Source organism: Rhizobium mesoamericanum STM3625 (genome assembly GCF_000312665.1).
GTDB lineage: Bacteria > Pseudomonadota > Alphaproteobacteria > Rhizobiales > Rhizobiaceae > Rhizobium > Rhizobium mesoamericanum.
This window is the reverse complement of record NZ_HF536772.1, coordinates 2474143-2496654: the sequence shown is the minus strand read 5'-3', so window position 1 is coordinate 2496654 and position 22512 is coordinate 2474143. Positions and strand designations below refer to the sequence as shown.

The window sequence follows — 22512 nt, the reverse complement described above, 5'->3', positions numbered from 1 at the left end:
ATTTACTCCGTACCAGAAAGCGCCCGCGCCACGCGGTCCTGTACGGAATAATCAGTCAGATCCAGTTTCAAAGGCGTTACCGAAACCTTGCGATACTTCAGTGCGTGGATATCTGTACCTGCGACGAAGGCGCCGGCACGCTCGCCAAACCTCAGCCAATAGTAAGGAAAGCCGCGTCCGTCAGAACGCGCATCGACCTGCAGGTTGAATGCAAGCTTGCCTTGCGCCGTGACTTCCACACCCTCGACCTCTTCAGGCCGACAATTCGGAAAGTTCAGGTTCAGGAACGTGCCCTCTGGCAGGTCGAGCGATATCAGCTTGTCGAGAAGTGCCGGCGCGTGCGCCTCGCAGACCTCCCACGGGACGACCCTCGTGCCGTCCTGGTGCAGATAGGCCTGGCTCAACGCAAAAGAGCGGACCCCCTGCATGGTACCTTCGATGGCGCCGGCGATCGTGCCGGAATAGGTTACATCATCGGCAACGTTCGATCCCGAATTGACGCCCGAGAGCACGAGATCCGGTTTAACGTCCATGACCTGCCTGATGCCCATGATGACGCAGTCGGTCGGCGTTCCGCGCAGCGCGAAATGCTTGTCGGAAATCTTGCGTAACCGCAATGGTTCGGAGAGGCTCAGTGAATGCGCAAGGCCGCTCTGGTCCGTCTCCGGCGCGACAATCCAGACATCATCGGAGAGCGTGCGCGCAATCCGTTCCAGCGCCGCGAGGCCTTCTGCATGAATGCCGTCGTCGTTGGTAAGCAGAATGCGCATCGGCTCAGGCCGCCCGTTCGATCTTCTTCAATCCACCCATATATGGCAGCAGCACGTCAGGGATAGTCACAGAGCCGTCCTCGTTCAGGTAGTTCTCCAGGACCGCGATCAGGCAGCGGCCTACGGCCGTGCCCGAACCGTTCAGCGTGTGAACGAACTTCGTCGCCTTGTCTTCTTTGCCGCGATAGCGCGCATTCATCCGACGCGCCTGGAAATCACCGCATACCGAGCAGGACGAGATCTCACGATACGTGTTCTGGCCCGGCAGCCAAACCTCGAGGTCGTAGGTTTTGCGCGCGCCGAAGCCCATGTCGCCGGTGCAGAGCGTCATCGTGCGGAAATGCAGCCCAAGGCGCTTCAACACCTCCTCAGCGCAGGCCGTCATGCGCTCATGCTCGGCAAGCGAGCTCTCGGCATCGGTGATCGAGACGAGTTCGCACTTCCAGAACTGATGCTGGCGCAGCATGCCGCGTGTGTCGCGACCAGCAGAGCCCGCTTCCGAACGGAAGGACGGCGTCAACGCCGTGAAGCGAAGCGGCAGCTTCTCCTGATCGAGGATTTCGCCAGAGACAAGATTGGTCAGTGTCACTTCCGCCGTCGGGATCAACCAGCGGCCATCCGTCGTCTTAAACAAATCCTCCGCAAACTTCGGCAGCTGCCCGGTACCGAACATCGCCTCATCGCGAACCATCAGCGGCGAGCTGACTTCGGTGTAGCCGTGCTCGCTCGTATGCAGATCGATCATGAACTGACCGAGCGCACGCTCGAGCCGCGCCAGCGGCCCGGTCAGCACTGTAAAGCGCGATCCGGAGAGCTTGGCAGCACGCTCGAAGTCCATGTAGCCGAGCGCTTCCCCGATCTCGAAGTGTTCCTTCGGCGTATGGTTCCAGCGAGGCTTTTCGCCAACGACGCGGGCAACGGCATTGTCGTGCTCGTCCTTGCCGACCGGCACGTCGTCATGCGGGACGTTGGGAATGCGCGACAGCGCGTCGCTCAGTTCGTCCGTCGCCTGGCGCTCATCCTCTTCGGCGGCGGGAAGCAACACCTTCAGGTCGGCCACTTCAGCCTTCAGTTTTTCTGCAAGTTCGCTGTTCTTCTGCGCCATCGCAGCGCCGATTTCCTTGGAGGCGGCATTGCGGCGGGACAACATGTCCTGGACCTTCTGAATGGCCGCGCGGCGCTTTTCATCGAGCGCAACCAGACTTTCGGACAATGGCTCGGCACCACGCTTGGCAAGTGCCGCATCGAGCGCTTCGGGATTCTCACGGATCCATTTGATATCGAGCATCGTCGTTCCAGGTCGTTGTAAAAAAAGATAACCCGGCCAAAGCCTTGCTAGGCCTCGACCGGATGCTTGGAAGCGTTCATTGAGGGAGAGTGGTCAGACGTTGTCCGTCTTGGCAACGTCTGTGGTTCCTTCAGCCTCTTCGACCGCCTCGCGGGCACGCTGGCGCTCCACGAGTCGCGCCGCGTAGATGGAAATCTCGTAGAGAAGGATGGTCGGCAGTGCAAGGCCGATCTGGGACATCGGATCGGGTGGCGTCAGCACGGCTGCAACGATGAAGGCAAGCACAATCGCGAACTTGCGCTTCTCGGCCAGCCAATCCGAGCTCAGCAATCCGACACGCGCGAGAAGTGTCGTGATGACCGGAAGCTGGAAGACCAGACCGAACGAAAAGACCAGCGTCATGATCAGGCTGAGATACTCGGAGACCTTCGGAAGAAGCGAGATTGCGACATCGCCCTCGCCCGGCGCCTGCTGCATGGTCAGGAAGAACCACATGACCATCGGCGTGAAGAAGAAATAGACAAGCGAGGCGCCCATCAAGAACAGGATCGGCGACGCGATCAGAAATGGCAGGAAGGCGGCGCGCTCGTTCTTGTAGAGGCCAGGCGCGACGAACTTGTAGATCTGGGCGGCGATAATCGGAAACGCGATGACCAGGCCGCCGAACATGGCGACCTTCACCTGCGTGAAGAAGAATTCCTGCGGCGCTGTGTAGATGAGCTGCGCTTTTGACACATCGAGCTTTGCCCACACCACCGCCCATTTATAGGGATAGACCAGGACGTTGAAGAGGTGCTTGGCGAATATGAAGCAGACGATGAACGCCACGAAAAACGCACCAATCGACCAGATCAGCCGCGTACGCAGCTCCATCAGATGCTCGATCAACGGCTGCGGCTTGTCTTCGATTTCACCGCTCATGCCTCATCCTTCTTTTTCTTTGCTGCCGTCTTCTTCGGAGCGGCTGTGGCGGCAACTGTCGCAGGTTTCTTGGCGACAACCGTCTTCGTAGAACCCCGCTTGGGCTTCTCGACAGGGGCAGCGACCACTTTAGGAGCGGTCTCAGCCTTGGCGCGCGGTTTACGGGCCGCCTTAGGCTTCACCTGAACTGCCGCATCTTCCACGTGGGCTGCAGCGACAGGCGCCGGCGCGACGGAAGGCGGGGTTTGCGGCAGGCTCATCGACGGCTCGGGAACCGATACGGCAGCTGCCGGAACCTCGGTCTTGTTCTCGACCGTCGTCGCCTTCTGCAGGTCAGCCTTGATTTCATTACCCATCTGGCGAAGCGGGTTCATTGCTTCGCGCAGACTGTTGACGGGGTTCAGCTTCTGGGCATCCGCCAGCGTCTGACGGACTTCGTCCAGATCCGCCTCGCGTAAGGCCTCATCGAACTGAGCGCGGAACTCGCCGGCGACCTTGCGGGCGCGTTGGGTCATCTTGCCGAACGCACGCAGCATCGGCGGCAAGTCCTTCGGACCAACCACCACGATCAATACGACCGCGATGACAAGCAGCTCGGTCCAGCCAATATCGAACATTCAAGGCTCCTGAACGGGAAACGTGGGGGCTACGTCGCCCGGACGTGGATTACTTCGTTTCGTCGGCCTTGTGATCGACGGTCTTGGCAGTTGTGGACTCAGGCGCGTCTTCGTCGTTCATGCCCTTCTTGAAGCTCTTGATGCCCTTGGCGACATCGCCCATCAGCTCCGGAATCTTGCCACGGCCGAACAACAACAGCACGATGACCAGAACGATCAGCCAGTGCCACATGCTAAAAGAACCCATTACGCTAACTCCCTGTTGCGATGTTTCCAGATGTAAGAGCTTCCTACACCAATTCCAACATCAAAATTCCCCTTGGATTGTCGCTTAATGTCACGGCTTCGGCCTCTGTGACAAGAGACTACACATCCGAAAAACTGTGATAGGTACTGTTTTCGCAATGCGTGGCGAAACCAACAATCCGATTAGTCTTCGGACCCGCCGCCAGGCGCAAGCAGGCCGAGTTCCTCGAGATCGAGTTGCGTTATGGGATCTTCGTCCTCGGTCAACTCGTCGTTCATCATAGGCGATGGTATATTGAAATTGGCCGGTATGCGACCGGAGAGCAGCCCGGCTCCCTTCAATTCTTCGAGCCCCGGCAAGTCGCGCAGTTCTTCCAGGCCGAAATGGTCGAGGAAATCACGGGTGGTTCCGAGCGTGACCGGGCGCCCCGGCGTCCGCCGGCGACCGCGGAAACGAACCCAACCTGCCTCCATCAACACGTCGAGCGTGCCGCGAGAGGTTTGCACGCCTCGGATGTCCTCGATCTCGGCACGCGTCACCGGCTGGTGATAAGCGATAATCGCCAGGACTTCCAGGGCTGCACGCGACAGCTTCTTTGCCTCGTTCTCGTCCCGCCTGATGACGAAAGAGAGGTCGGCGGCCGTCCTAAACGCCCAGGCATCATCTACCTGGACGAGGTTGACGCCACGATGGGCGTATTGCTCTTTCAGGCGCAACATGATGGCGCGGACGTTGAAGGCGCGAGGCAAGCGCTCTGCAATAAAGCTTTCGGACACGGGCTGGGCAGACGCAAAAACCAGCGCCTCGGCAATGCGCTCCGCCTCGCTCTCCGCACGAACCTCGTCGTCTGAATCGTCCATCATTGCGCTATCGATGCGTTCGTCTTCCAGATCGGTCACGCCGGTCGCTCCTGTTCGACGACCTGCAGCGTTGCATGCTTCGGGCCTCGCCGCATGTAGAGGGGCTGGAAGGCTCCGTCCTGGCGGATTTCAAGTTTACCTTCACGGACAAGTTCGAGGGAGGCAGCAAACGCACTGGCAATTGCCGTGACCCTGTCTTCTGGCGAAGCCATGTAACGCAGGAGATAAGATTCGAGTACCGTCCAGTCGCCGATCTCGCCGATGATGCGGGTCAGAAGCTCGCGGGCGTCCGTCAGCGACCAGACATTGCGTCGAGCGATCGTCACCTGTGTCACCGCCTGACGCTGCCTTAGCGACGCATAGGCTGTCAGCAGATCGTAGAGGCTCGCATCATAGGCCGACTGATGCCGGTCGGGGATGTGCTCGGGTGCACCACGAGGAAAGATATCCCGCCCCAAACGGTTGCGGTTGACGAGACCGCTTGCGGCGTCGCGCATTGCCTCGAGGCGCTTCAGGCGGAAAGCGAGCGTTGCCGCCATCTCCTCGCCCGAAGGTCCGTCGTCCTTCGCCTGTTGTGGGATGAGCAGGCGTGATTTCAGATAGGCAAGCCAAGCGGCCATCACGAGATAGTCGGCAGCAAGCTCTATCCGTATCCGGCGTGCGCTTTCGATGAACTGCAGATATTGCTCAGCCAGCGCAAGAACAGAAATGCGGGACAGATCGACCTTCTGATTGCGGGCGAGATAGAGCAACAGGTCGAGGGGACCTTCGAAGCCGGCAACGTCGATTAGCAGCGCGGGATCGGAGCTCGCGCGCTCGGCACCGTTCTCCTGCCACAGCTTGTCCATCGGCGCTGCCGCCGTCTGTAGCCCTTCCGTGCCCTTCGTCGTCGTCACCATGCCCTGCTCCTATGGCAATCAGACTGTTGCAAACATCGCGTCGAATTCAGCGCGTAGCAAAGCCTCCTGCGCACTGTCTGCCGTTCGGAACCCCTCAAGCACCGCTTCTGCGCGCGACAGCGACTGGCCCTGCAACACCGGGACGTTTTCAACAACCTGTTGCATTTCGTTCATGTGGCCATTGCAATGCAGCACGATATCACATCCGCCGGCGATGATGTTGGCGGCACGCTCACCAATCGTCCCGGCAAGCGCGTTCATCGACGTATCATCGGAAAGCAACAGCCCTTTGAAGCCGATATGCTCGCGGATGATTCCGTCGATGACTTGACGAGAGGTCGTTGCCGGACGCTCAGGGTCGATGGCCGCAAAGACAACATGACATGTCATCGCCATCAATTCGTCCTTCATGGCAATGAAAGGCACGAAATCGTGCGCCTCGAGTTCGGCGCGCGCAACCGTGACAACCGGCAGCTCATGATGGGAATCGGCAAAACCGCGACCGTGGCCCGGCATGTGCTTCATCACAGGCAGAAGGCCGCCGGCTTTCAATCCTTCGGCCGCGGCACGCCCCATGGCCGTGACCGTTGCAGGATCACCGCCATAGGCACGGTTGCCGATCACGTTGCTGCTGCCTTCGACCGGAACGTCAAGCACCGGAAGGCAGTCCACATTGATGCCAAGGCCCGATAGATCGAAGGCGTGCAGCCGCGACATCAGCCACGCGGCGCGAAGGCCCTTTTGTCTGTCCTGCCGATAGATATCGCCAAGCTGTTGCCCGGAGGGATAATGCTGGAAGATCGGCGGACGGATGCGCTGGACGCGTCCGCCTTCCTGGTCGATGAGTACGGGCGCGTGCCAACCAACAGCGTCACGCATTTCTGCGACGAGGTCTTTGATCTGTTGCGGTTCGGAAATATTGCGCCCAAACAGAATAAAACCCCAGGGACGCTCGGCGTTGAAAAACGCCTTTTCTTCGGGAGTGAGAGAAAGGCCGCTACAGCCAAGGATCATCGCTTTTGATTCGGTCATACCCGAATCATAGAGGTGCCGGCCGGAAATACGAGCCGCGTCAACCGGCATTCACAAAAAAAGCGACGGATCAGAGGCCCGCCGCTTTGATTGAATACCTGCCGAAAACCTACTTCGAGATGAGGCAGCTGCCGCCTGCGGCACGGTACTTTTCGCAGATGGCCGCGGCTTCGTCCTTGGAGCTCGCAGGAATGCGAACGCGGTAGAACGTCCCCTTACCGGCTATCTCGGCCTTGCGGATCTCATAGCTGCGACCTGCTAGCACGCCTGCAAACTTCTTCGAAAGGCTCGCGTAAGACTTCTTCGCCTCTTCCTCGGAAGGAAGCGATGCGATCTGAACGCCGAAGCCACCAGCCCCAGCAGCAGCCGTCGGTTGGGCCTGGGTTGCCGCCGGCGAAACAGCGGCAACCTCCTTCGGCTTTGCGGCAACCTCCTTCGGCTTTTGTGCCGGAGGGGCAGCGGGCGCCTCAGCAGGTGCCTGAACCGCGTTTGTCGCTGCCGGGCGTGCTGCCGGAGCCGGCGCGGCGTCACTAACCGTCGAGCTCTTCACGGCGCGGACCGGCGGATCGACATTCGCCGGAGTGGCGGCAGCAGCCTTAGCCAGTGCGTTCTCGGAGGGTGCCTGTGCTGCCGTCGGCTTGGTTTCTTCAACAGGCGTCGAACGGATGTCGGCCGAGGCGACCTGGCCCGATGCGGGGAAATTCGCAGCGGTGCCGGCGGCCGGCTTTGCACCTGCCGTGACCTTCTGCGTCTGAACCGGCGTTGCCTTGGGCAGCGCAGGCGCCGCCTCGGGAGCAGGCTCGTCGCGGGCAACCAGAGTGCCGTCCGGCCGGACGATCATGGTGCGGACCTTGCGAGCGGAAACCGAAGGCGCCTGATCGGCGCTATCAGCTTCGTCAGCTGCGGCCGTATCCTGGCTCGGCAACAAACGCGGATCCTGGGTGTCACCGACAGGTGTCGCCATTGGCGGTGCGATATCGCTGTCGTTGTCCTCAGGCAACGTTTCTGGTGTCAACGTGCGCTGTACGACGTCTACCGGCTGCTCGTCACTGGATACCAGCGCCTTTTGCTTCGGCGCTTCCGCCGCGGCACCGCCGACGTTGTCATAAACGGCCTTGTCCTGGTTTGGCACGGTCTTGCCGCCGGGATTGTCCGGTACGACCTTGACCGGCTCCTTGTCCGCCGTGATCACACGTGGCTCGCCGGAAGCGATACCGAGGCCACCGTCCCGGGCGAGGAACGTGTAGCCGGCATAGGCGACGCCGCCGAAGACGACGATCGCTGCAGCTGCAGCCAGCATGCGCTTCATCGAGCGGGCGCGGCTCATATCCTCAGCTTCACTTGCCGACTGAATCTGCACCTGGGAAATGTTCTCGCGGCGCTGGACCGGTTCATTGACGCTCCGGCGGAAATCTTCTTCCAAGGCGCGTTCAAATTCGTCGAGGCTTTGCAACGGAACCTGCTTGGCAACTGGTGCTGCTGGCGCGGCACTTGCCGCAACGGAGAGCGGCGCACGGGTCCGCCATTCCTCGACGACCGGCTTAGCAGGTATTTCTGCCGGTTTGGCGGGTGTGAGAAGGTTGGCGATTTCAGCGTCGACGTCGAAATCGAAGTCGGAGGTCGCGACAACAGGTTCTGGCTGTTCGACCGGCGGCAGCACCGGCACGTGCATTTCTTCGACGGCTTCCGGATGATATTCCGCATCCGAGATCATAGACGGATCGAACGGAAGGTCGTCTCCTGCATCGGCCGAGAATGCAGGGGTAACGGGTGCCTTAGCAACGAACGCTGTCTCGTCCGAAACTGGATGGATCGGCGCGGAAGCAACGATGGGAGCTGGCGCCGGCTGGAAAGCGGGCGCTGGGGCGACCGGCTGTGGTCTAACTGTCTGGGTATGCTGTGCCTGAACTCTTGGCGGCTCGACTGCCTGCGGCTGCGCCTTTACTGGCTCAGCAAAGTCGAAATCGGCGAGTTCCAGCTCGATGCCTTCGAGATCGAGCTCAAAGTCATGACCGGCGAAAGGATCGTCACCTTCCGGTTCGGCTCTGGCCGTAGCGGCAACAGGCTGCTCGACTGGCTTCGGCAGCGGCGCCACGACGGGCGTGGCTGCGCGAGGCGGCTCGGGCGAGGTCGGCATCTCCGTGACTTCATCCGCAGGCGCGGTCTGGCGCTCGGGAACGGGGTAATGAGAGACGTCGGCGAGGAGTTCATCGATATCGAAGGTAATATCGTCGATCTCGGTAGGTGCAGCCTCGGTCAGCGCAGCATCGGCCTGAACAGCGCCATCATCCTTCGCGGCAGCAGCCAGATCGAAGGCGCTGTGATCGATGAGGGCTTCAACGACCGGCGCCTCCTCGCGCATCTCAGATGCGTCGGGGACCGCATCGGGTTCTTCGTGGCGATCGATTTCGGCCGGGAAGCCCGCAGCAACAGGCACCTCGAACGCAGCAACGCTCTCGGACGCAACAATAGTCGGCTCGGATGCCGGAGCAGCGATCGCTGCAGATGGAGCCTCATCACGGCGCGCCGGGTGGAAGTTTGCGATCGGCAGCCGAATGCTGGCGGCAGACCACTGGGGAGCCTTGACAGGCGCAACGGGCGCTGCCGGAGCAGGCGCCGCACCAATCGACATCTCGAGCTCTTCGATCAGATCACGAGCGCCACCGGAGACTGGCTCGCCCTCACGAGCGGCCGGTGCCCAAGCGGCAGGGGTCAGGTTGGACGCCACGTCAAAAGGCTGACGAACGAGCGGCTCGTCGGCAGCCTCAGGCTCAACGACAAGTTCGGGGACAAGTTCGGCTTCGGACACCGCAGTCGGCTGCGCATCCACTTCGACGGGCGCCTCATAGGCGACCGGGGCAACCGGTTGCTCTAAGGCGGGCTCAGGCAGACGATTGAAGGAAGCCTGGGACTGAGGTTCCTCGTAGCGCTCGAACTCGCGCAACAATTCATCCTCGAGATTGAACGCCGGCTCCTGTCGGGGGGCACCTTCGACAGTATTTGCTGCTACCCGCGGCTCAAAGCCAACGATGCGAGCAAGTTCCGCCAAAGGATCGTCGTCGGCAAAGAGGTCCGTATTCTTACGCGTGTCATACGCCCGCTGTTTGTCTGCCATACTCATCCCACTCGCAACTGCTAAGGTTTATGCCAGAGCATTGTGGGTAAATGGTGACGCTACCGCATCTCATCCGGCGCAGCGGTACCCGCAATGGCAAGTCCCGACTTCAAAACCGACGCAACGGCGTACACCAGCCCTAATCTGGCTATACTCGATTCTCGGTTCTTATCGTTAATAAATCGTAAGTCTACTTGATCCTTACCTTTATTCCAGTGCGCATGGAAAGAACTGGCCAGGTCGTAGAGATAAAATACGACGCGGTGAGGCTCCTGTGACTGTGCCGCAGACTCGACCAAGCGTGGAAACTCCGCAGCCTTCGCAACCAGCTGCAATTCCGCAGGATCCGAGATCCCCGCCACCGCTTTCGCGAGGTCGGAGGGGGTGACGTCGAGGTCCGGAAACGCCTCCTTCGCCTGCCGGAAAACAGACATGCAGCGTGCGTGCGCATACTGCACGTAGAACACCGGGTTATCCTTTGATTGCTCCGTTACTTTGGCGAAATCGAAGTCCAGCGGCTCGGAGCTCTTCCGGTACAGCATCATAAAGCGAACCGAATCGCGACCGACCTCTTCGACAACATCACGCAGCGTCACGAAGTCTCCCGAACGCTTCGACATCTTCACCGGCTCGCCGTTTCGGAACAGCTTCACGAGCTGGCAAAGAAGAACGGTCAGCTTTGCCTTGCCTTCCGAAACGCCCCGAGCCACCGCTTCCAGGCGCTTCACGTATCCGCCGTGGTCGGCGCCGAGAACATAGATCATCTCGTTGAAACCACGGTCGAATTTGTTTTTGAAGTAGGCAAGGTCGGCAGCAAAATAGGTGTAGGAACCGTCCGACTTGATCAGCGGACGGTCCATATCATCGCCGACTTCCGTCGAGCGGAACAGCGTCTGTTCACGGTCTTCCCAGTCCTCGGGCAACTGGCCTTTGGGCGGCGGCAGCGTGCCCTTGTAGACGTGCCCCTTGAACGTCAAATCGTTGATTGCCGTGCGGATCGCCGCAGCGCCATGCGCATGCAGCGTGCGCTCCGAGAAGAACACGTCGTGATGAACGTTCAGCGCGTCGAGATCCTCACGGATCATCGCCATCATCGCGTCGATGGTGCGATCCTTGACGAGAGGCATCCACTGATCTTCGGGCATGTTGTGCAGCTTGACGCCGTAGTCACGAGCCAGTGACTCACCAACGGGCACGAGGTAATCGCCAGGATAAAGACCGGGCGGAATCTCGCCGATCTTCTCGCCGAGCGCTTCGCGGTAGCGCAGAAAGACAGAGCGCGCCAGAACGTCAATCTGCGAGCCCGCGTCATTGATGTAGTATTCCTTGACGACATCGAATCCGGCAAAGGAAAGCAGGTTAGCCAGCGCGTCGCCGACGACGGCGCCGCGGCAATGGCCGACATGCATGGGCCCTGTCGGGTTTGCAGACACATATTCGACGTTGACGCGTTTGCCAGCGCCAATCGCCGAACGGCCGTAGTCCGTGCCGGTCTCGATGATCGAGGCAAGCAAGCGCTGCCAGTAGCCGACCGAGAGCCTGATGTTGATAAAGCCGGGGCCAGCAACCGAGACGTCCGCGATATCGACGTCTTCCTTCAACTTCTCAGCGATGATCTCTGCCAACGCGCGCGGATTGGTGCCGAGCGGCTTTGCCAGCACCATGGCGGCGTTGGTGGCGACATCCCCGTGGCTCGGGTCGCGCGGCGGCTCGATCGCGATGCGGCCGAAATCCACCTCGGATCGTTTCTCCCTGACCAGATCGATCTGTTCAAGGGTGGTTTTAATCCTGGCGTCGAAATCGGTAAAAAGGTTCATCGCACTCTTCCATGCATAGGCGCTTTGCCACAAGGCAGTTGTCCGGTCCCGGCCGGGCGACCGCTGCCTATCGCAAATCCGGAGTGCGGTCAAACAAACGCCTGTGAGCGCTGATCGCGTAGGTATCGGTCATCCCCGCCAGATAATCGCCGACATGGCGCGCCCTCGCCGCTTCGGCAAGACCCGCGATATGATCCACCCAATAGTGGCTCTGCATCTCCTTCGGATTGGCCATATAGGCGCCGAAGAGATCAGTCACGATCTGCGCGGCGCCAGCGCGGATGCGCATGATCTCAGGATGCCTGTAGATATGCTTGAACAGCATCGCCTTGATCTGCCGGTCGGTTTCGGACATTTTGTCGGAGAATGTCGCGATCACGCGATTGGCCTGGCGAATATCCGTTGGGCTCTTAGGCCTGATCACCGAAAGACCTTGTTGCGCGACGGAAATGACGTCCTCGACCATCCGCGTGATCTGCCGGCGCATGATCTCGTGGGTAAAGCGGCTGGGCTCGAGGTTCGGATAGCGTTCCCGCACTTCTGCCATCAGTCCCGCCAGAAACGGGATCTCCTCCAGCATGTCGAAGGTCAGATAGCCGGAGCGAAGTCCGTCGTCGATGTCATGCGTGTTGTAGGCAATATCGTCAGCGATTGCGGCGACCTGCGCTTCAAGGCTTGCATAGGTATCCAATTCCAGGTCGTGGATCTCGCAATAATCCAGGATAGGCTGCGGAACCGGCCCACGCGTGCCGGCGCCCTTCTTGGTCAGCAGCGGGCCATTGTGCTTGACGAGCCCTTCCAGGCTTTCCCATGTCAGATTGATGCCATCAAAATCGGCATAGCGGCGCTCCAGCTTGGTGACGATGCGCAGCGACTGGGCGTTGTGATCAAAGCCGCCGTAGGGCAGCAGCACCTCGTGCAGCGCATCCTCGCCAGTGTGACCGAAGGGCGTGTGGCCGAAGTCATGGACGAGCGCCACGCCCTCTGCGAGGTCTTCATCCAGCTTCAGTGCCCTGGCAAGGGCGCGAGCAACTTGGGCAACCTCGATGGTGTGTGTCAGGCGGGTCCGGTAGTGATCGCCGTCCTGGGCGATGAACACCTGCGTCTTGTGCTTCAGCCGGCGAAATGCCGTCGTGTGAACAATACGGTCACGGTCACGCTGAAAATCCGAACGGGTCGGGCTGAGGTCCTCGGGATAGAGCCTCCCGCGCGTCGACCAGGGATCGGCCGCATACGCCGCCCTGTCACTGTTGCCGTACCCCAATGCCTGCCTGTCAATCGTCATTCGTCACCGTTACCCGATATGCAGCCGCCCATTGACGCCGCCTTGCGCTCTTCATACCTATAGAGAGCATAAACGGCAAAGCGATGCTTTCGCAGTCATTTTGCCGGAACCTGCGCTTTCGTGGTATAGAGCGTAAGTAGCTTTAAAATCAGCCGTTTGAAAACAGCGGCCAACAGGTATTCTCTCCGGATCTTGACCCCGGCAGGAGCAAAAATGACGGACGTAAGTGTAACCCTTTCCGATGCTGCGGCAAAACGAATCGCGGCAATTGTCGGTACCGAGCCCGGCAAGAGCGCGCTGCGCGTTTCCGTGGAAGGCGGTGGCTGTTCGGGCTTTTCCTACAAGTTCGACCTCGCAGACGATGCGCAGGACGACGACACCGTCGTTCAAAAGAACGACGCCAAGGTGCTGATCGACAGCCTCTCGCTGGTCTATATGGCCGGATCCGAAATCGACTTCGTCGACAACCTCCTTGGTCAATCCTTCCAGATCAAGAACCCGAACGCTGTCGCAAGCTGCGGCTGCGGCACCAGCTTCTCGATCTAATCCAGATTAAAAGGTATCCACATCGAACCGGCCGAAGAAACCCTTGCGGCCGGTTTATGGTCTTGTCCGTGTTCGATGGAGCGCGATAGAAGAGACTGACGAAGCGGAACAGGACACCCATGAAGATCGCGACCTGGAACATCAACGGCGTTAAGGCGCGCATCGACAATCTCACGCAATGGCTGAAAGATTCCGATCCCGATATCGTCTGCCTGCAGGAGATCAAGACGATAGACGAGGCTTTTCCCAGGCTCGAAATCGAAGCGATGGGCTATCATGTCGAGACGCATGGCCAAAAGGGCTTCAACGGCGTTGCGATCCTTTCCAAGACCAAGCCTGATGAAGTCAGCCGCGGGCTGCCCGGCGATCCGCTCGACGAGCAGGCTCGCTTCCTCGAAGCCGTCTTTTCGCTGCCGGGCAGCCGCGTCGCGCGAGTCTGCTGCCTCTACCTGCCGAACGGCAATCCTGTTGACACCGAGAAATATAGCTACAAGCTCGCCTGGATGGAGCGACTGCGCTCATTTGCAGCCGAACGGCTGGCCTATGAGGAAATCCTGATCCTGGCCGGCGACTATAACGTCATACCGGAGCCTCATGACTGCTTCGATCCGAAGGTCTGGGAGAACGACGCGCTGTTCCTGCCGCAAACACGCCAGGCATTTCGTCGACTTGAGGGCCTTGGACTGACGGATGCCGTGCGCGCCACAACGGACGCCGTCCAACTCTACTCATTTTGGGATTATCAGGCCGGTGCCTGGCAGAAGAACAACGGCATTCGGATCGACCACCTGCTGCTTTCACCCGAGGCTGCCGATCGCATGACATCCTCGGCGATTGAGAAGCACGTCCGCGCCTGGGAAAAGCCATCGGACCACGTGCCTGTCGTGGCCTACTTCGATTTCGCAGCCTAAGGCTCGCGTGCGCCGTATCGTCAGATCGCTTGGCACAGCTTCCTTCAAGCGCCGTCAGTCAGCGCCGCTGACACTGATTTTGTGAGAAAGCGCAATGGCCGAGCGGCGGTCACTTTCGGTTGCAACGGAGAAAGCCTGCTCCTGTAGGGACTCCATCCAGCCACAGTCCTTCGGCTTGCAACGGTCGAGAGCGGCCGTCATCAGCGCAAGCCCGTTGGCTGCCTGCCCTTCCTGGAACAGGATATTGCCGAAGACGGCCATGGCGCCTGGATGGCCGCTCTTGCGCGCCTGGTTGAGCCACTTCTTCGCCTGCTGTGCGCTGGTGCTGCCGCCTTCGCCCGCCAACATCATTTGTGCCAGTTGGAACTGGGCTTCGGGTACACCGAATGTGGACGCAACCTGGAAGTAGAGCTGGCGCGCCTGGCTGAGATCGGTCTTAACGGGGCTGCCGGGAATACCGTGCTTGTAATAGTTGGCAAGTGACAGAAGCGCGTTGACGAAGAAGCCAGTATCCTCAGAGCCTGGCTCGACGCCCTGCTGCGCAATCTCGCTGTAGATCTTGAAGGCTTCGAAGTCGTCCTGTGCGACGCCATCGCCGTCGGCATACATATTGGCGAGCGCCCAGCGTGACCCAGTATGTCCCTTTTCCGCCGCGTATTTATAGGCTTCGACTGCTTCTTCCTTCTGACCGTTCTTATAGGCCTTAAAACCGAACTTGAAGAGATCGAAGGGACCGGATTCCTTCGAAACGCCTGACTTGATGTCGAACGCGCTGGCGGGCGATGCAATTGCCGCGCAACAGGCAATGGAAAGCCCCACGAACAGCAATCTGAAAGGTCTGAACTCGGACGTCAGCATTTCACTCGGTTTCTTTCGCGCTTCCCATCCGTACGACCTCTCGATCCTCGGATGCATTCCTCCCGGCGAGCGATCCCGCGGTGGGCTCAATGGCCCCCTTGCCCGCGTCGCATCCAGCCTTTCGCCCTCCATCGAGAGCCTCAATTCCAAGCGCATCGCTCCTGTCCACTCGCCGCCCGGCGAGACCCGCCCGCGATATAGTCTGCTTCACTCCCGCGACCCGGCTATTCGCCTTTCCGCCGTCACGAAAATGATAATCACCAATTGTGACCAAACCTGTGTCGATGTTACCGGAAGCGGATTCCGATGCCTCCGATCGATTTGAACTGGAGAAGAAAGAGAGGCTCGGTTGTGCAACGTAAGAGCGAAGTTCTGGGGAAGAACCGCCTTGCGAGACAAGGAATATGGAGCAAGCCGCGGCAGCGCTGCCGGAAGCTTCATCCATTGTGTCTGTACCCGTTACGAACTCGCTCATCGTACTCTTTTACACGCACCTTGTGCCTGTCATTCCCTCGCCCGCCTATAGCGCTGCGCCTTGTTTGTGGCGGGAAATGGACAATTTGGCCCTGAGATCATCTTACGCAAATGCTGGTAAAAAACTGTTGCTGAATCGTCACAAAACGAGACGCGGAAACGTCATGCTTAACGACCCGTACATAAAGAAAAGCCCGGCAATTTTGCCGGGCTGAACTGAGGCTCATCTTTGTAACTTAGAATTTCACCTTGATGCTGGTCGAGACAGCAGCCACAAGATCGTTGCCGTAGTCGTAGGAGACGTCGGTTCCATAGGCCACACCATCTTGTACGAGCACGCCTGATGAACCGCTCGTGAGTACGCCAAGCGCGCCGGCAACCCGCCATTCAATGTTGTCGTTCGGGTTATAGGCAGCGCCGACCCCGACCGTCCAGGTGTCGGTCTGCGAACCATAGCCGTGGCTGGTGCCGCGATCCCACGTCAGGCTGACAGCACCGGTCCACTGCTCATTGAACTTGTGGCCGATGCCACCACTAATGGTCCAACCGTCCTGATAGAGCAGATCAAGGGACGTCAGCTGGGTTCCACTGGTGGGCGTGCAGGCCCTGCCCTTTGTGACGGTGGGGCAAAGCGAGATGGACTGGAGCACACTCCAGTTTGTCCATTTTACCGACCCAAACGCTAGCCAGTCGGGCGCGATGCCGCTTTGAACCTTTAACTCCAATGAATCTGGAGCTTCCGCTTCACCAAAGACATTGGTGACGCGTCCGTAAGGCGGCACATTCAGGGGCGCGCGCGATCCTGTTGTCACCTGCGTCAGGTCAACCGTGCCGCTCAGGTTGTCGTACTTCACACGGCTGTTATAGACCAGGCTGGCGCGCATCGCATATTCCGGAATTTCATACGCGATACCGGTGCGCCATCCCCAACCATTGTCCTCGAGATCTAGCCGGCCGACACCCGTCCCGGTGCCAAACGCTATAGGTAACGTGCTAACCAGGCGCTCCTTGAAGCCTTCCACCTCCTGATAGAAGGCGCCGCCAATCAAGCGAAGCTGGCCGGGACCGACGTCGAACTTGTAAGAGCACGTGGTAGCGTAGTTGTGCGTCTCGATTTTGGTTTCAATGTTGTTGTTGGCGCCCGCCCAGTTGATGCCAGGATTTGTATGCGCGCCGAATGGTTCCGAATAGTCGAAGAGGCAGTCCACATCTTCGTATCCGGCCTTGAAGCCGACATAGGGGATCGCGTAGTTCTCTGTCTCATCCGCCGAGTTGGGTCTGCCATTGAGGTTACCGCCACCAGGAATGGACGTGTTCGTGTCCCTCACATTCTTGAGTTCGCGCTGCGGCATGACATAAATCACGGCCGCTTGCGCTGAAAAACGCGACTGATCAAACAGCAGATCGATATTGTAGCCGCCGCGATCAAGGCCGCCCGCGAAGGACGGCTGCGCCAGCGTTGAAATTAGAGCAAGCGATAGAACGCCGGCCGAAGTCATACGAGATGCCAAGGTGTCTCCCCCACTCAGGCAATTGCAACGGCCGGACTGTGCAGGCGATGCCGGTAAATGGCAACTTTGTGGCGGCTCGGGATTTGAAACTCGGCTAACGGAAGTTTTACGTAAAACATTGACGGGCACGTCAACGTTTCGACAATTTAGAACAAAATTCCACACATGGTAAAATAACCATCTGATTTAGGTCGACCATTCCATGGGAGCGCTCTCCTGTAACAGGGAAACAACACTCAAATTTTTCGCCAAACGGCTCAGGAAAACGTGTGGAATCAAGGCGTCCCACCCTCATCCCAGGCAAATCCAGCCCCCCGAAAATCAGACGAGCGACCGCAACAGAAAAAAGGCGCCCGATTCGACATCGGGCGCCATAAAAAAACATACTACTAGGCGTTGATTTTACGCGACCTCGGATACACGTGACAGTGCAACCCGCAAGCTCGCGATCTGGCCCTGCAGTTCCTCCAGGCGATCACGCTCGGCGGCGACTACCTCGGGGTTTGCGTTGGCGACGAACTTCTCGTTCGAGAGCTTGCCGTTGATGCGCGCGATTTCGCCATCGGTCTTGGCGATTGCCTTTTCGAGCCGCGCCTTTTCCGCACCAAGATCGATCAGCGTGCCGAGCGGCAGGCAGACGGTCGCTTCCGCGACGATGATCTGCGCGGCACCCTTCGGCGCCTCGCTGGCGAGTGAAATGCCGTCGACGCGCGCGAGGCGTTTGATGGCTGCATCATGGCGGACCAGCCGTTCGCGCGTCAGGCTATTGGCACCGACGACAACCAGCGGCGCAACTGCCGATGGCGGCACGTTCATTTCGGCACGAACCGACCGGATGCCCGAAACGAGATCGATCAGCCAGTTGATTTCATCGGCAGCAGCATCATCGGCATAAGACGGCGCCGGCCACTCGGCATGACAGACCAGCGTGTCGCGCTCAATGCCCTCGCCTGCGGTGTGCGCCCAGAGCTCTTCTGTCATGAACGGCATGAAGGGATGCAGGAGCTTATAGATTTCCTCCAGGATATAGGCGGCGCAAGCCTGCGCCTCCTTCTTTGCGCCGTCGTCCGTGCTGTTGAAGACCGGCTTCAGCAGCTCGAGGTACCAGTCGCAGACCTGGTTCCAGACGAAGCGATAGAGCGCCCCCGCCGCATCGTTGAAACGGTAGGATTCGAGGGCTTCCGTTACGTCACGTTCCGTACGGGCAAGCTCCGTTAGAATCCAGCGGTTGATTGTCAGCTCGGCGGCCTCGGGCACGAAATGCGGATCGCTCTGGGCGCCGTTCATCTCGGCAAAGCGCGTCGCATTCCAGAGTTTGGTGCCGAAATTGCGATAGCCGGCGATACGCGCCGGATCGAGCTTAACGTCACGACCCTGCGCTGCCATGATCGCCAGCGTGAAGCGCAAGGCGTCGGCGCCGTATTCGTCGATCAGTTCCAGCGGATCGATGACGTTGCCCTTGGACTTCGACATCTTCTGGCCGTTCTTGTCGCGAACCAGCGCGTGAACGTAGACCGTGTTGAAGGGCTCGACCGGAACGCCGTCCTCATCCTTCATGAAATGGAGGCCCATCATCATCATGCGGGCAACCCAGAAGAAGATGATGTCGAAGCCGGTAACCAGAACGTTAGTCGGATAGTAGCGTTCCAGTTCCGGCGTCTTGTCGGGCCAGCCGAGCGTCGAAAACGGCCAAAGCGCGGACGAGAACCATGTGTCGAGGACGTCTTCGTCTCGCGTCAGGATTTCACCCGGCTTGAAGTTTTCGAGCAAATCTTCGACATAGGCCTTCATTGGGCCTTCGTGCGACAGGTAATGCTGGATTGCCGCCTGCAGGGCTTCTTCCTCGGTCTTTTCGACGAAGACCTGACCATCCGGGCCGTACCACGCCGGAATCTGATGACCCCACCAGAGCTGGCGCGAGACGCACCAGGGCTGGATGTTTTCCATCCATTCGAAATAGGTCTTGTCCCAGCTGCGCGGAACGAGCTTGGTGCGGCCTTCGCGAACGGAAGCGATCGCCGGTGCTGCGAGCGTCTTGGCGTCGACGTACCACTGCTCCGTCAGGCGCGGCTCAATCGGAACGCCGCCACGGTCGCCATGCGGAACCATATGCTTGTGCGGTTCGACCTTGTCGAGAAGCCCACCTTCTTCAAAGATGCGGACGATGATCTTGCGTGCCTCGAAACGATCCTTGCCTTCGAGTTCGTCCCAGGCGCCGTGCAACGCTGCAGCATCCGGAATGCCTTCCAGGAAATCCTCGTTGTCCTTAAGCGTAATCCGCGCGTCGGCCGTAAGTACATTGACGATACGCAAGCCGGCGCGCTTGCCGACGTCAAAATCGTTGAAATCATGCGCCGGTGTCATCTTGACGGCGCCGGTGCCGGCAGTCGGATCCGGATAATCGTCAGCGACGATCGGAATGCGGCGGCCGACGATCGGCAGGATCACATGCTTGCCGACGAGCGGCTTGTAGCGCTCATCCTTCGGGTTGACGGCAACGCCGGTGTCGCCGAGCATCGTCTCCGGGCGAGTGGTCGCAACGACGATATAGTCGCGCGTTTCCCATTCCGTCGCCTTGCCCTCGTCGTCAAAGGCCACGGGATGCTGATAGGTGACGCCAGGTTCCAGCGGATAGCGGAAGTACCAGAGGTTTCCGTTGACCTCGTGTTGCTCGACCTCAATGTCGGAGATCGCCGTCAAAAGCTTCGGATCCCAATTGACCAAGCGTTTGTCGCGATAGATCAGGCCTTCCTTGTAAAGGCTTACAAAGACTTCGAGAACTGCAGCGGAGAGACCGTCGTCCATGGTGAAGCGCTCGCGCGACCAATCGCAGGAGGCGCCGAGGCGCTTCAGCTGATTGAAGATGAGGCCGCCCGATTCCGCCTTCCATTCCCAGACCTTCTCAATGAAGGCTTCGCGCCCCATATCGCGGCGACCCGGCAGCTGCTGTTCCATCAGCTTGCGCTCGACGACCATCTGCGTGGCGATACCGGCATGGTCCATGCCTGGCTGCCAGAGCACATCCTTGCCACGCATGCGCTCGAAGCGGACCATGATGTCCTGCAGCGTGTTATTCAGCGCGTGCCCCATGTGCAGCGAGCCAGTCACATTCGGCGGCGGGATCACGATGGTGAAGGTCTCGGCGCCCGGCTTGGCATTGGCGCCCGCGCGGAAGGCGTCCGCCTCATCCCATTTCGCAGCGATTTTCGGTTCAACGGCAGCGGAATCGTAGGTCTTGTCGAGCATTTGGGGACCAAAATCTGGAGGTTCTTAGATGCGGGTTGTAAATAGGATGGCTTCGGGCAAGTCAATAAAAAAGCCGCCCCGGAGACCGGAGCGGCTTTTGAGAAAAGGCGTTTCCGATCAGCGGCGCGGGCCGCGCGCCACGCGCTCAATCTCTTCGCGCACAAGACGCTCAACCAGGGTAGGCAGATTGTCATCCAGCCAGTCCCGCAGCATCGGGCGCAGCATATCTTCTGCGATCTCATCGAAAGACCGGCGCCCCGCTCCATCGACAGCCGCTGCAAGTTCCTCGAAGGAACGGGCTACCTGAAGGCCGGCATCATGCGAGAGCAATGCCGGCTGCTGCTCATCCTCAATGCGGCGCGGCAGTGTGTCTTCTACCATCGGCTCGGCAATGGCAGGAACGGAAACCTCGGTCGCCTGGACAACAGCCGGTCGCGGCTCCATGGAGATGGCAGCCTGAGGCATTTCGAACGGCACTTCCACGGGCGGGCGTACAGCGACGACTTTCGGCGCGGGAGCTGAAATGGGGGACGTAGCGACTTCAGTAGCCTGCGAGGCCCTTGGAGCGGGAGCTTCGCCAGTGGCTTCCTGCACTTCGGTTCGCGGTTCAGTGGCCCTTGCTTCGGCCTGCCGAAAGGCCGGCGGCACTTCACGCTGCAACTGAGCGGCGTTGCGCTCTGACGCCGCCCGGACGCGCGCTGCGACATCGGCCAGCGACATCGCACGTGGCTGCGCCTCCTGGTGGGGCGCCAAGCCTGCCGAATTGGCAGCGATGAAACGGGGATCGGGCTGAGCAACAGTCTCGGGGAATTCCACGCCAGCGTAGGTCTCATCCACTGTCAAATGGATGTCCGAATCGCGATCCTCTTCATCGGCGCCATAAACCGCCGGGAGCGACGCGGAGATCGCCCTGCCAGCACCTGGGTCATTGCTCTCGATGATCTGGCGGATCGACGCGAGAATCTCTTCCATGGACGGTTCACGCACTACACTTGGCTGAGCCATATCTATCCCCGTTATTCCGAAAACGACCGGATTGCGTGGAATGGGCATCCGAATCACCCATAGCTTAGGATAGCCGATGATTGAAAAAAATCATCGCGAATCAAATGAATGCCACCATGCACAGCTTTTCTGCCGTGCTTGCTTGGCATGCAAAAATTCGATGCGGATAGAGAAACGGGCACCGAAGGCGCCCGCTAAAAATCAGTGACTGCAGCTATCGATCAGAACACGAATTCGCGCGCCTTGGCAAAACCTGGAAGCGGCTTAACGGAGGCATTGAAGTAGACGTTTTCGGAAACGGTGCCGCGCTCGCTCACAAAAACCTTCGCACGAGCCGACCCGCCGTAACCCTGGACGGTGACCAAACGACCACCATCGCGAAGCTGCGACAGCAGGGAAGCAGGAACTTCCTCGACGGAGCCGCTGATAAAAATCAGATCATAAGGAGCACCCGACGGGCTGCCGCCATTGAGCGGGCCAGTGACAACAGACACGTTTGTGTAGCCGGCAAGGTTGGCCTTGGCTTCCGCCGCCAGCGTTTCGTCCTCTTCGACCGCAATTACCGTTCCGGCCAGCTGAGACAAAAGAGCCGATACGTAGCCGCTACCGGCACCGATCTCGAGCACGACGTCATCTTTCGTAACCGCCGCAAGTTGGAGCAGCTTTGCAAGCGGTGACGGCTGCATCAGATAACGCGCCGGCTTGCCGGACGCTGCCGAAAGGATTTCGACGTCACGATCGATATAGGCAAGCGCCTTCGCCTTCTCTGGAACGAAAGCCTCGCGGGGCACGGTGAGGAAGGCCGTCAGCACTGAATGCGAGGTGACGTCCGTTGTGCGGAGTTGGTTGTCGACCATGTTTGCGCGTGCTGATTCGAAATTCATCATGTCCTCTCGCTCGGTAGAAGCGGCTTTGTCTGGACGTCTCTTAATCTTAGCACACCCGCCTTTCAAGGCTTCGCGAATGCTTGCGGCAAGAATTCGGGGTGCTCGCGTCGCTGAAGGCGTACGGCCGCAATCGTTCATGGAACAAACGAACGCACTGTGATATTATTGCAACCGGAGGGATTAGGGAGGAGCCATGCCGAACATCATTGGATATCTCTCTTTG

At 59.4% G+C, this 22512-nt stretch carries 18 protein-coding genes; 2 read left to right on the top strand and 16 right to left on the bottom strand.

From position 1 onward, the window contains the following. Window positions 1-2: 2 nt before the first annotated feature. From surE to BN77_RS12250, 11 genes are all read right to left on the bottom strand, one after another. Complete coding sequence (gene surE / locus BN77_RS12300; RefSeq protein WP_007532202.1) at window positions 3-770, bottom strand: 5'/3'-nucleotidase SurE; 768 nt, start codon at window positions 768-770, stop codon at window positions 3-5. Between the two features lie 4 nt (window positions 771-774). Next, a complete protein-coding gene (gene serS, locus BN77_RS12295) occupies window positions 775-2058 on the bottom strand; it encodes a serine--tRNA ligase (RefSeq protein WP_007532200.1) in 1284 nt (427 codons plus the stop codon). A 93-nt stretch (window positions 2059-2151) separates the two neighbouring features. Continuing rightward, window positions 2152-2979 carry a twin-arginine translocase subunit TatC gene (tatC, locus tag BN77_RS12290; RefSeq protein ID WP_007532198.1) on the bottom strand — a complete coding sequence of 276 codons (828 nt, stop codon included), beginning with the start codon at window positions 2977-2979 and terminating at the stop codon, window positions 2152-2154. Then, window positions 2976-3596 (bottom strand): Sec-independent protein translocase protein TatB, encoded by a 621-nt coding sequence (gene tatB / locus BN77_RS12285; protein WP_007532196.1) that lies wholly within the window; start codon window positions 3594-3596, stop codon window positions 2976-2978. Before tatB ends, tatC begins: the two co-directional genes overlap by 4 nt. Before the next feature lie 49 nt (window positions 3597-3645). Next, window positions 3646-3843: a twin-arginine translocase TatA/TatE family subunit gene (locus BN77_RS12280; RefSeq protein ID WP_007532194.1), complete on the bottom strand. Its 198-nt coding sequence runs from the start codon at window positions 3841-3843 to the stop codon at window positions 3646-3648. 182 nt (window positions 3844-4025) lie between these two features. Further along, entirely contained in the window at window positions 4026-4706 is a 681-nt protein-coding gene (gene scpB, locus BN77_RS12275) for an SMC-Scp complex subunit ScpB (protein ID WP_051177182.1), read from the bottom strand. A 32-nt stretch (window positions 4707-4738) separates the two neighbouring features. Further along, window positions 4739-5599, bottom strand: a complete 861-nt coding sequence (locus BN77_RS12270; RefSeq protein WP_040677733.1) for a segregation and condensation protein A — start codon at window positions 5597-5599, stop codon at window positions 4739-4741. Between the two features lie 21 nt (window positions 5600-5620). Then, complete coding sequence (gene nagZ, locus BN77_RS12265; RefSeq protein ID WP_208856433.1) at window positions 5621-6634, bottom strand: beta-N-acetylhexosaminidase; 1014 nt, start codon at window positions 6632-6634, stop codon at window positions 5621-5623. Window positions 6635-6743: 109 nt separating this feature from the next. Then, a complete protein-coding gene (locus BN77_RS12260; protein WP_007532186.1) occupies window positions 6744-9749 on the bottom strand; it encodes an SPOR domain-containing protein in 3006 nt (1001 codons plus the stop codon). A 59-nt stretch (window positions 9750-9808) separates the two neighbouring features. Further along, window positions 9809-11566 (bottom strand): arginine--tRNA ligase, encoded by a 1758-nt coding sequence (gene argS / locus BN77_RS12255; protein WP_007532184.1) that lies wholly within the window; start codon window positions 11564-11566, stop codon window positions 9809-9811. Between the two features lie 67 nt (window positions 11567-11633). Continuing rightward, window positions 11634-12851 (bottom strand): deoxyguanosinetriphosphate triphosphohydrolase, encoded by a 1218-nt coding sequence (locus BN77_RS12250; protein ID WP_007532182.1) that lies wholly within the window; start codon window positions 12849-12851, stop codon window positions 11634-11636. Window positions 12852-13064: 213 nt separating this feature from the next. Between BN77_RS12250 and erpA the strand changes: the two genes are divergently transcribed. Beyond that, entirely contained in the window at window positions 13065-13397 is a 333-nt protein-coding gene (erpA, locus tag BN77_RS12245; protein ID WP_007532180.1) for an iron-sulfur cluster insertion protein ErpA, read from the top strand. 119 nt (window positions 13398-13516) lie between these two features. Next, window positions 13517-14308, top strand: coding sequence for an exodeoxyribonuclease III (gene xth / locus BN77_RS12240; RefSeq protein ID WP_007532178.1), 792 nt, complete (start codon window positions 13517-13519; stop codon window positions 14306-14308). Between the two features lie 54 nt (window positions 14309-14362). Here the strand turns inward: xth and exoR are convergent, their stop codons facing one another. The 5 genes from exoR to BN77_RS12210 all read right to left on the bottom strand — a co-directional run bounded on the left by exoR (window position 14363) and on the right by BN77_RS12210 (window position 22289). After that, window positions 14363-15166, bottom strand: a complete 804-nt coding sequence (gene exoR / locus BN77_RS12235) for an exopolysaccharide production regulator ExoR (protein WP_007532176.1) — start codon at window positions 15164-15166, stop codon at window positions 14363-14365. 710 nt (window positions 15167-15876) lie between these two features. After that, on the bottom strand, window positions 15877-17151 hold the full coding sequence (locus tag BN77_RS12225) for an OmpP1/FadL family transporter (protein ID WP_007532173.1): 1275 nt from the start codon (window positions 17149-17151) through the stop codon (window positions 15877-15879). A 402-nt stretch (window positions 17152-17553) separates the two neighbouring features. Beyond that, window positions 17554-20397 (bottom strand): valine--tRNA ligase, encoded by a 2844-nt coding sequence (locus tag BN77_RS12220; protein WP_007532172.1) that lies wholly within the window; start codon window positions 20395-20397, stop codon window positions 17554-17556. A 117-nt stretch (window positions 20398-20514) separates the two neighbouring features. Next, window positions 20515-21402, bottom strand: a complete 888-nt coding sequence (locus BN77_RS12215) for a PopZ family protein (protein ID WP_007532171.1) — start codon at window positions 21400-21402, stop codon at window positions 20515-20517. Window positions 21403-21623: 221 nt separating this feature from the next. Continuing rightward, entirely contained in the window at window positions 21624-22289 is a 666-nt protein-coding gene (locus BN77_RS12210; RefSeq protein ID WP_007532170.1) for a protein-L-isoaspartate O-methyltransferase family protein, read from the bottom strand. Window positions 22290-22512: the final 223 nt, after the last annotated feature.

Bases quoted from the DNA above. Each gene is read 5' to 3' on its own strand.
- surE (WP_007532202.1), bottom strand. From the start codon at position 770: ATGCGCATTCTGCTTACCAACGACGACGGCATTCATGCAGAAGGCCTC.
- serS (WP_007532200.1), bottom strand. From the start codon at position 2,058: ATGCTCGATATCAAATGGATCCGTGAGAATCCCGAAGCGCTCGATGCG.
- tatC (WP_007532198.1), bottom strand. From the start codon at position 2,979: ATGAGCGGTGAAATCGAAGACAAGCCGCAGCCGTTGATCGAGCATCTG.
- tatB (WP_007532196.1), bottom strand. From the start codon at position 3,596: ATGTTCGATATTGGCTGGACCGAGCTGCTTGTCATCGCGGTCGTATTG.
- BN77_RS12280 (WP_007532194.1), bottom strand. From the start codon at position 3,843: ATGGGTTCTTTTAGCATGTGGCACTGGCTGATCGTTCTGGTCATCGTG.
- scpB (WP_051177182.1), bottom strand. From the start codon at position 4,706: ATGATGGACGATTCAGACGACGAGGTTCGTGCGGAGAGCGAGGCGGAG.
- nagZ (WP_208856433.1), bottom strand. From the start codon at position 6,634: ATGACCGAATCAAAAGCGATGATCCTTGGCTGTAGCGGCCTTTCTCTC.
- BN77_RS12260 (WP_007532186.1), bottom strand. From the start codon at position 9,749: ATGGCAGACAAACAGCGGGCGTATGACACGCGTAAGAATACGGACCTC.
- argS (WP_007532184.1), bottom strand. From the start codon at position 11,566: ATGAACCTTTTTACCGATTTCGACGCCAGGATTAAAACCACCCTTGAA.
- BN77_RS12250 (WP_007532182.1), bottom strand. From the start codon at position 12,851: ATGACGATTGACAGGCAGGCATTGGGGTACGGCAACAGTGACAGGGCG.
- erpA (WP_007532180.1), top strand. From the start codon at position 13,065: ATGACGGACGTAAGTGTAACCCTTTCCGATGCTGCGGCAAAACGAATC.
- xth (WP_007532178.1), top strand. From the start codon at position 13,517: ATGAAGATCGCGACCTGGAACATCAACGGCGTTAAGGCGCGCATCGAC.
- exoR (WP_007532176.1), bottom strand. From the start codon at position 15,166: ATGCTGACGTCCGAGTTCAGACCTTTCAGATTGCTGTTCGTGGGGCTT.
- BN77_RS12220 (WP_007532172.1), bottom strand. From the start codon at position 20,397: ATGCTCGACAAGACCTACGATTCCGCTGCCGTTGAACCGAAAATCGCT.
- BN77_RS12215 (WP_007532171.1), bottom strand. From the start codon at position 21,402: ATGGCTCAGCCAAGTGTAGTGCGTGAACCGTCCATGGAAGAGATTCTC.
- BN77_RS12210 (WP_007532170.1), bottom strand. From the start codon at position 22,289: ATGATGAATTTCGAATCAGCACGCGCAAACATGGTCGACAACCAACTC.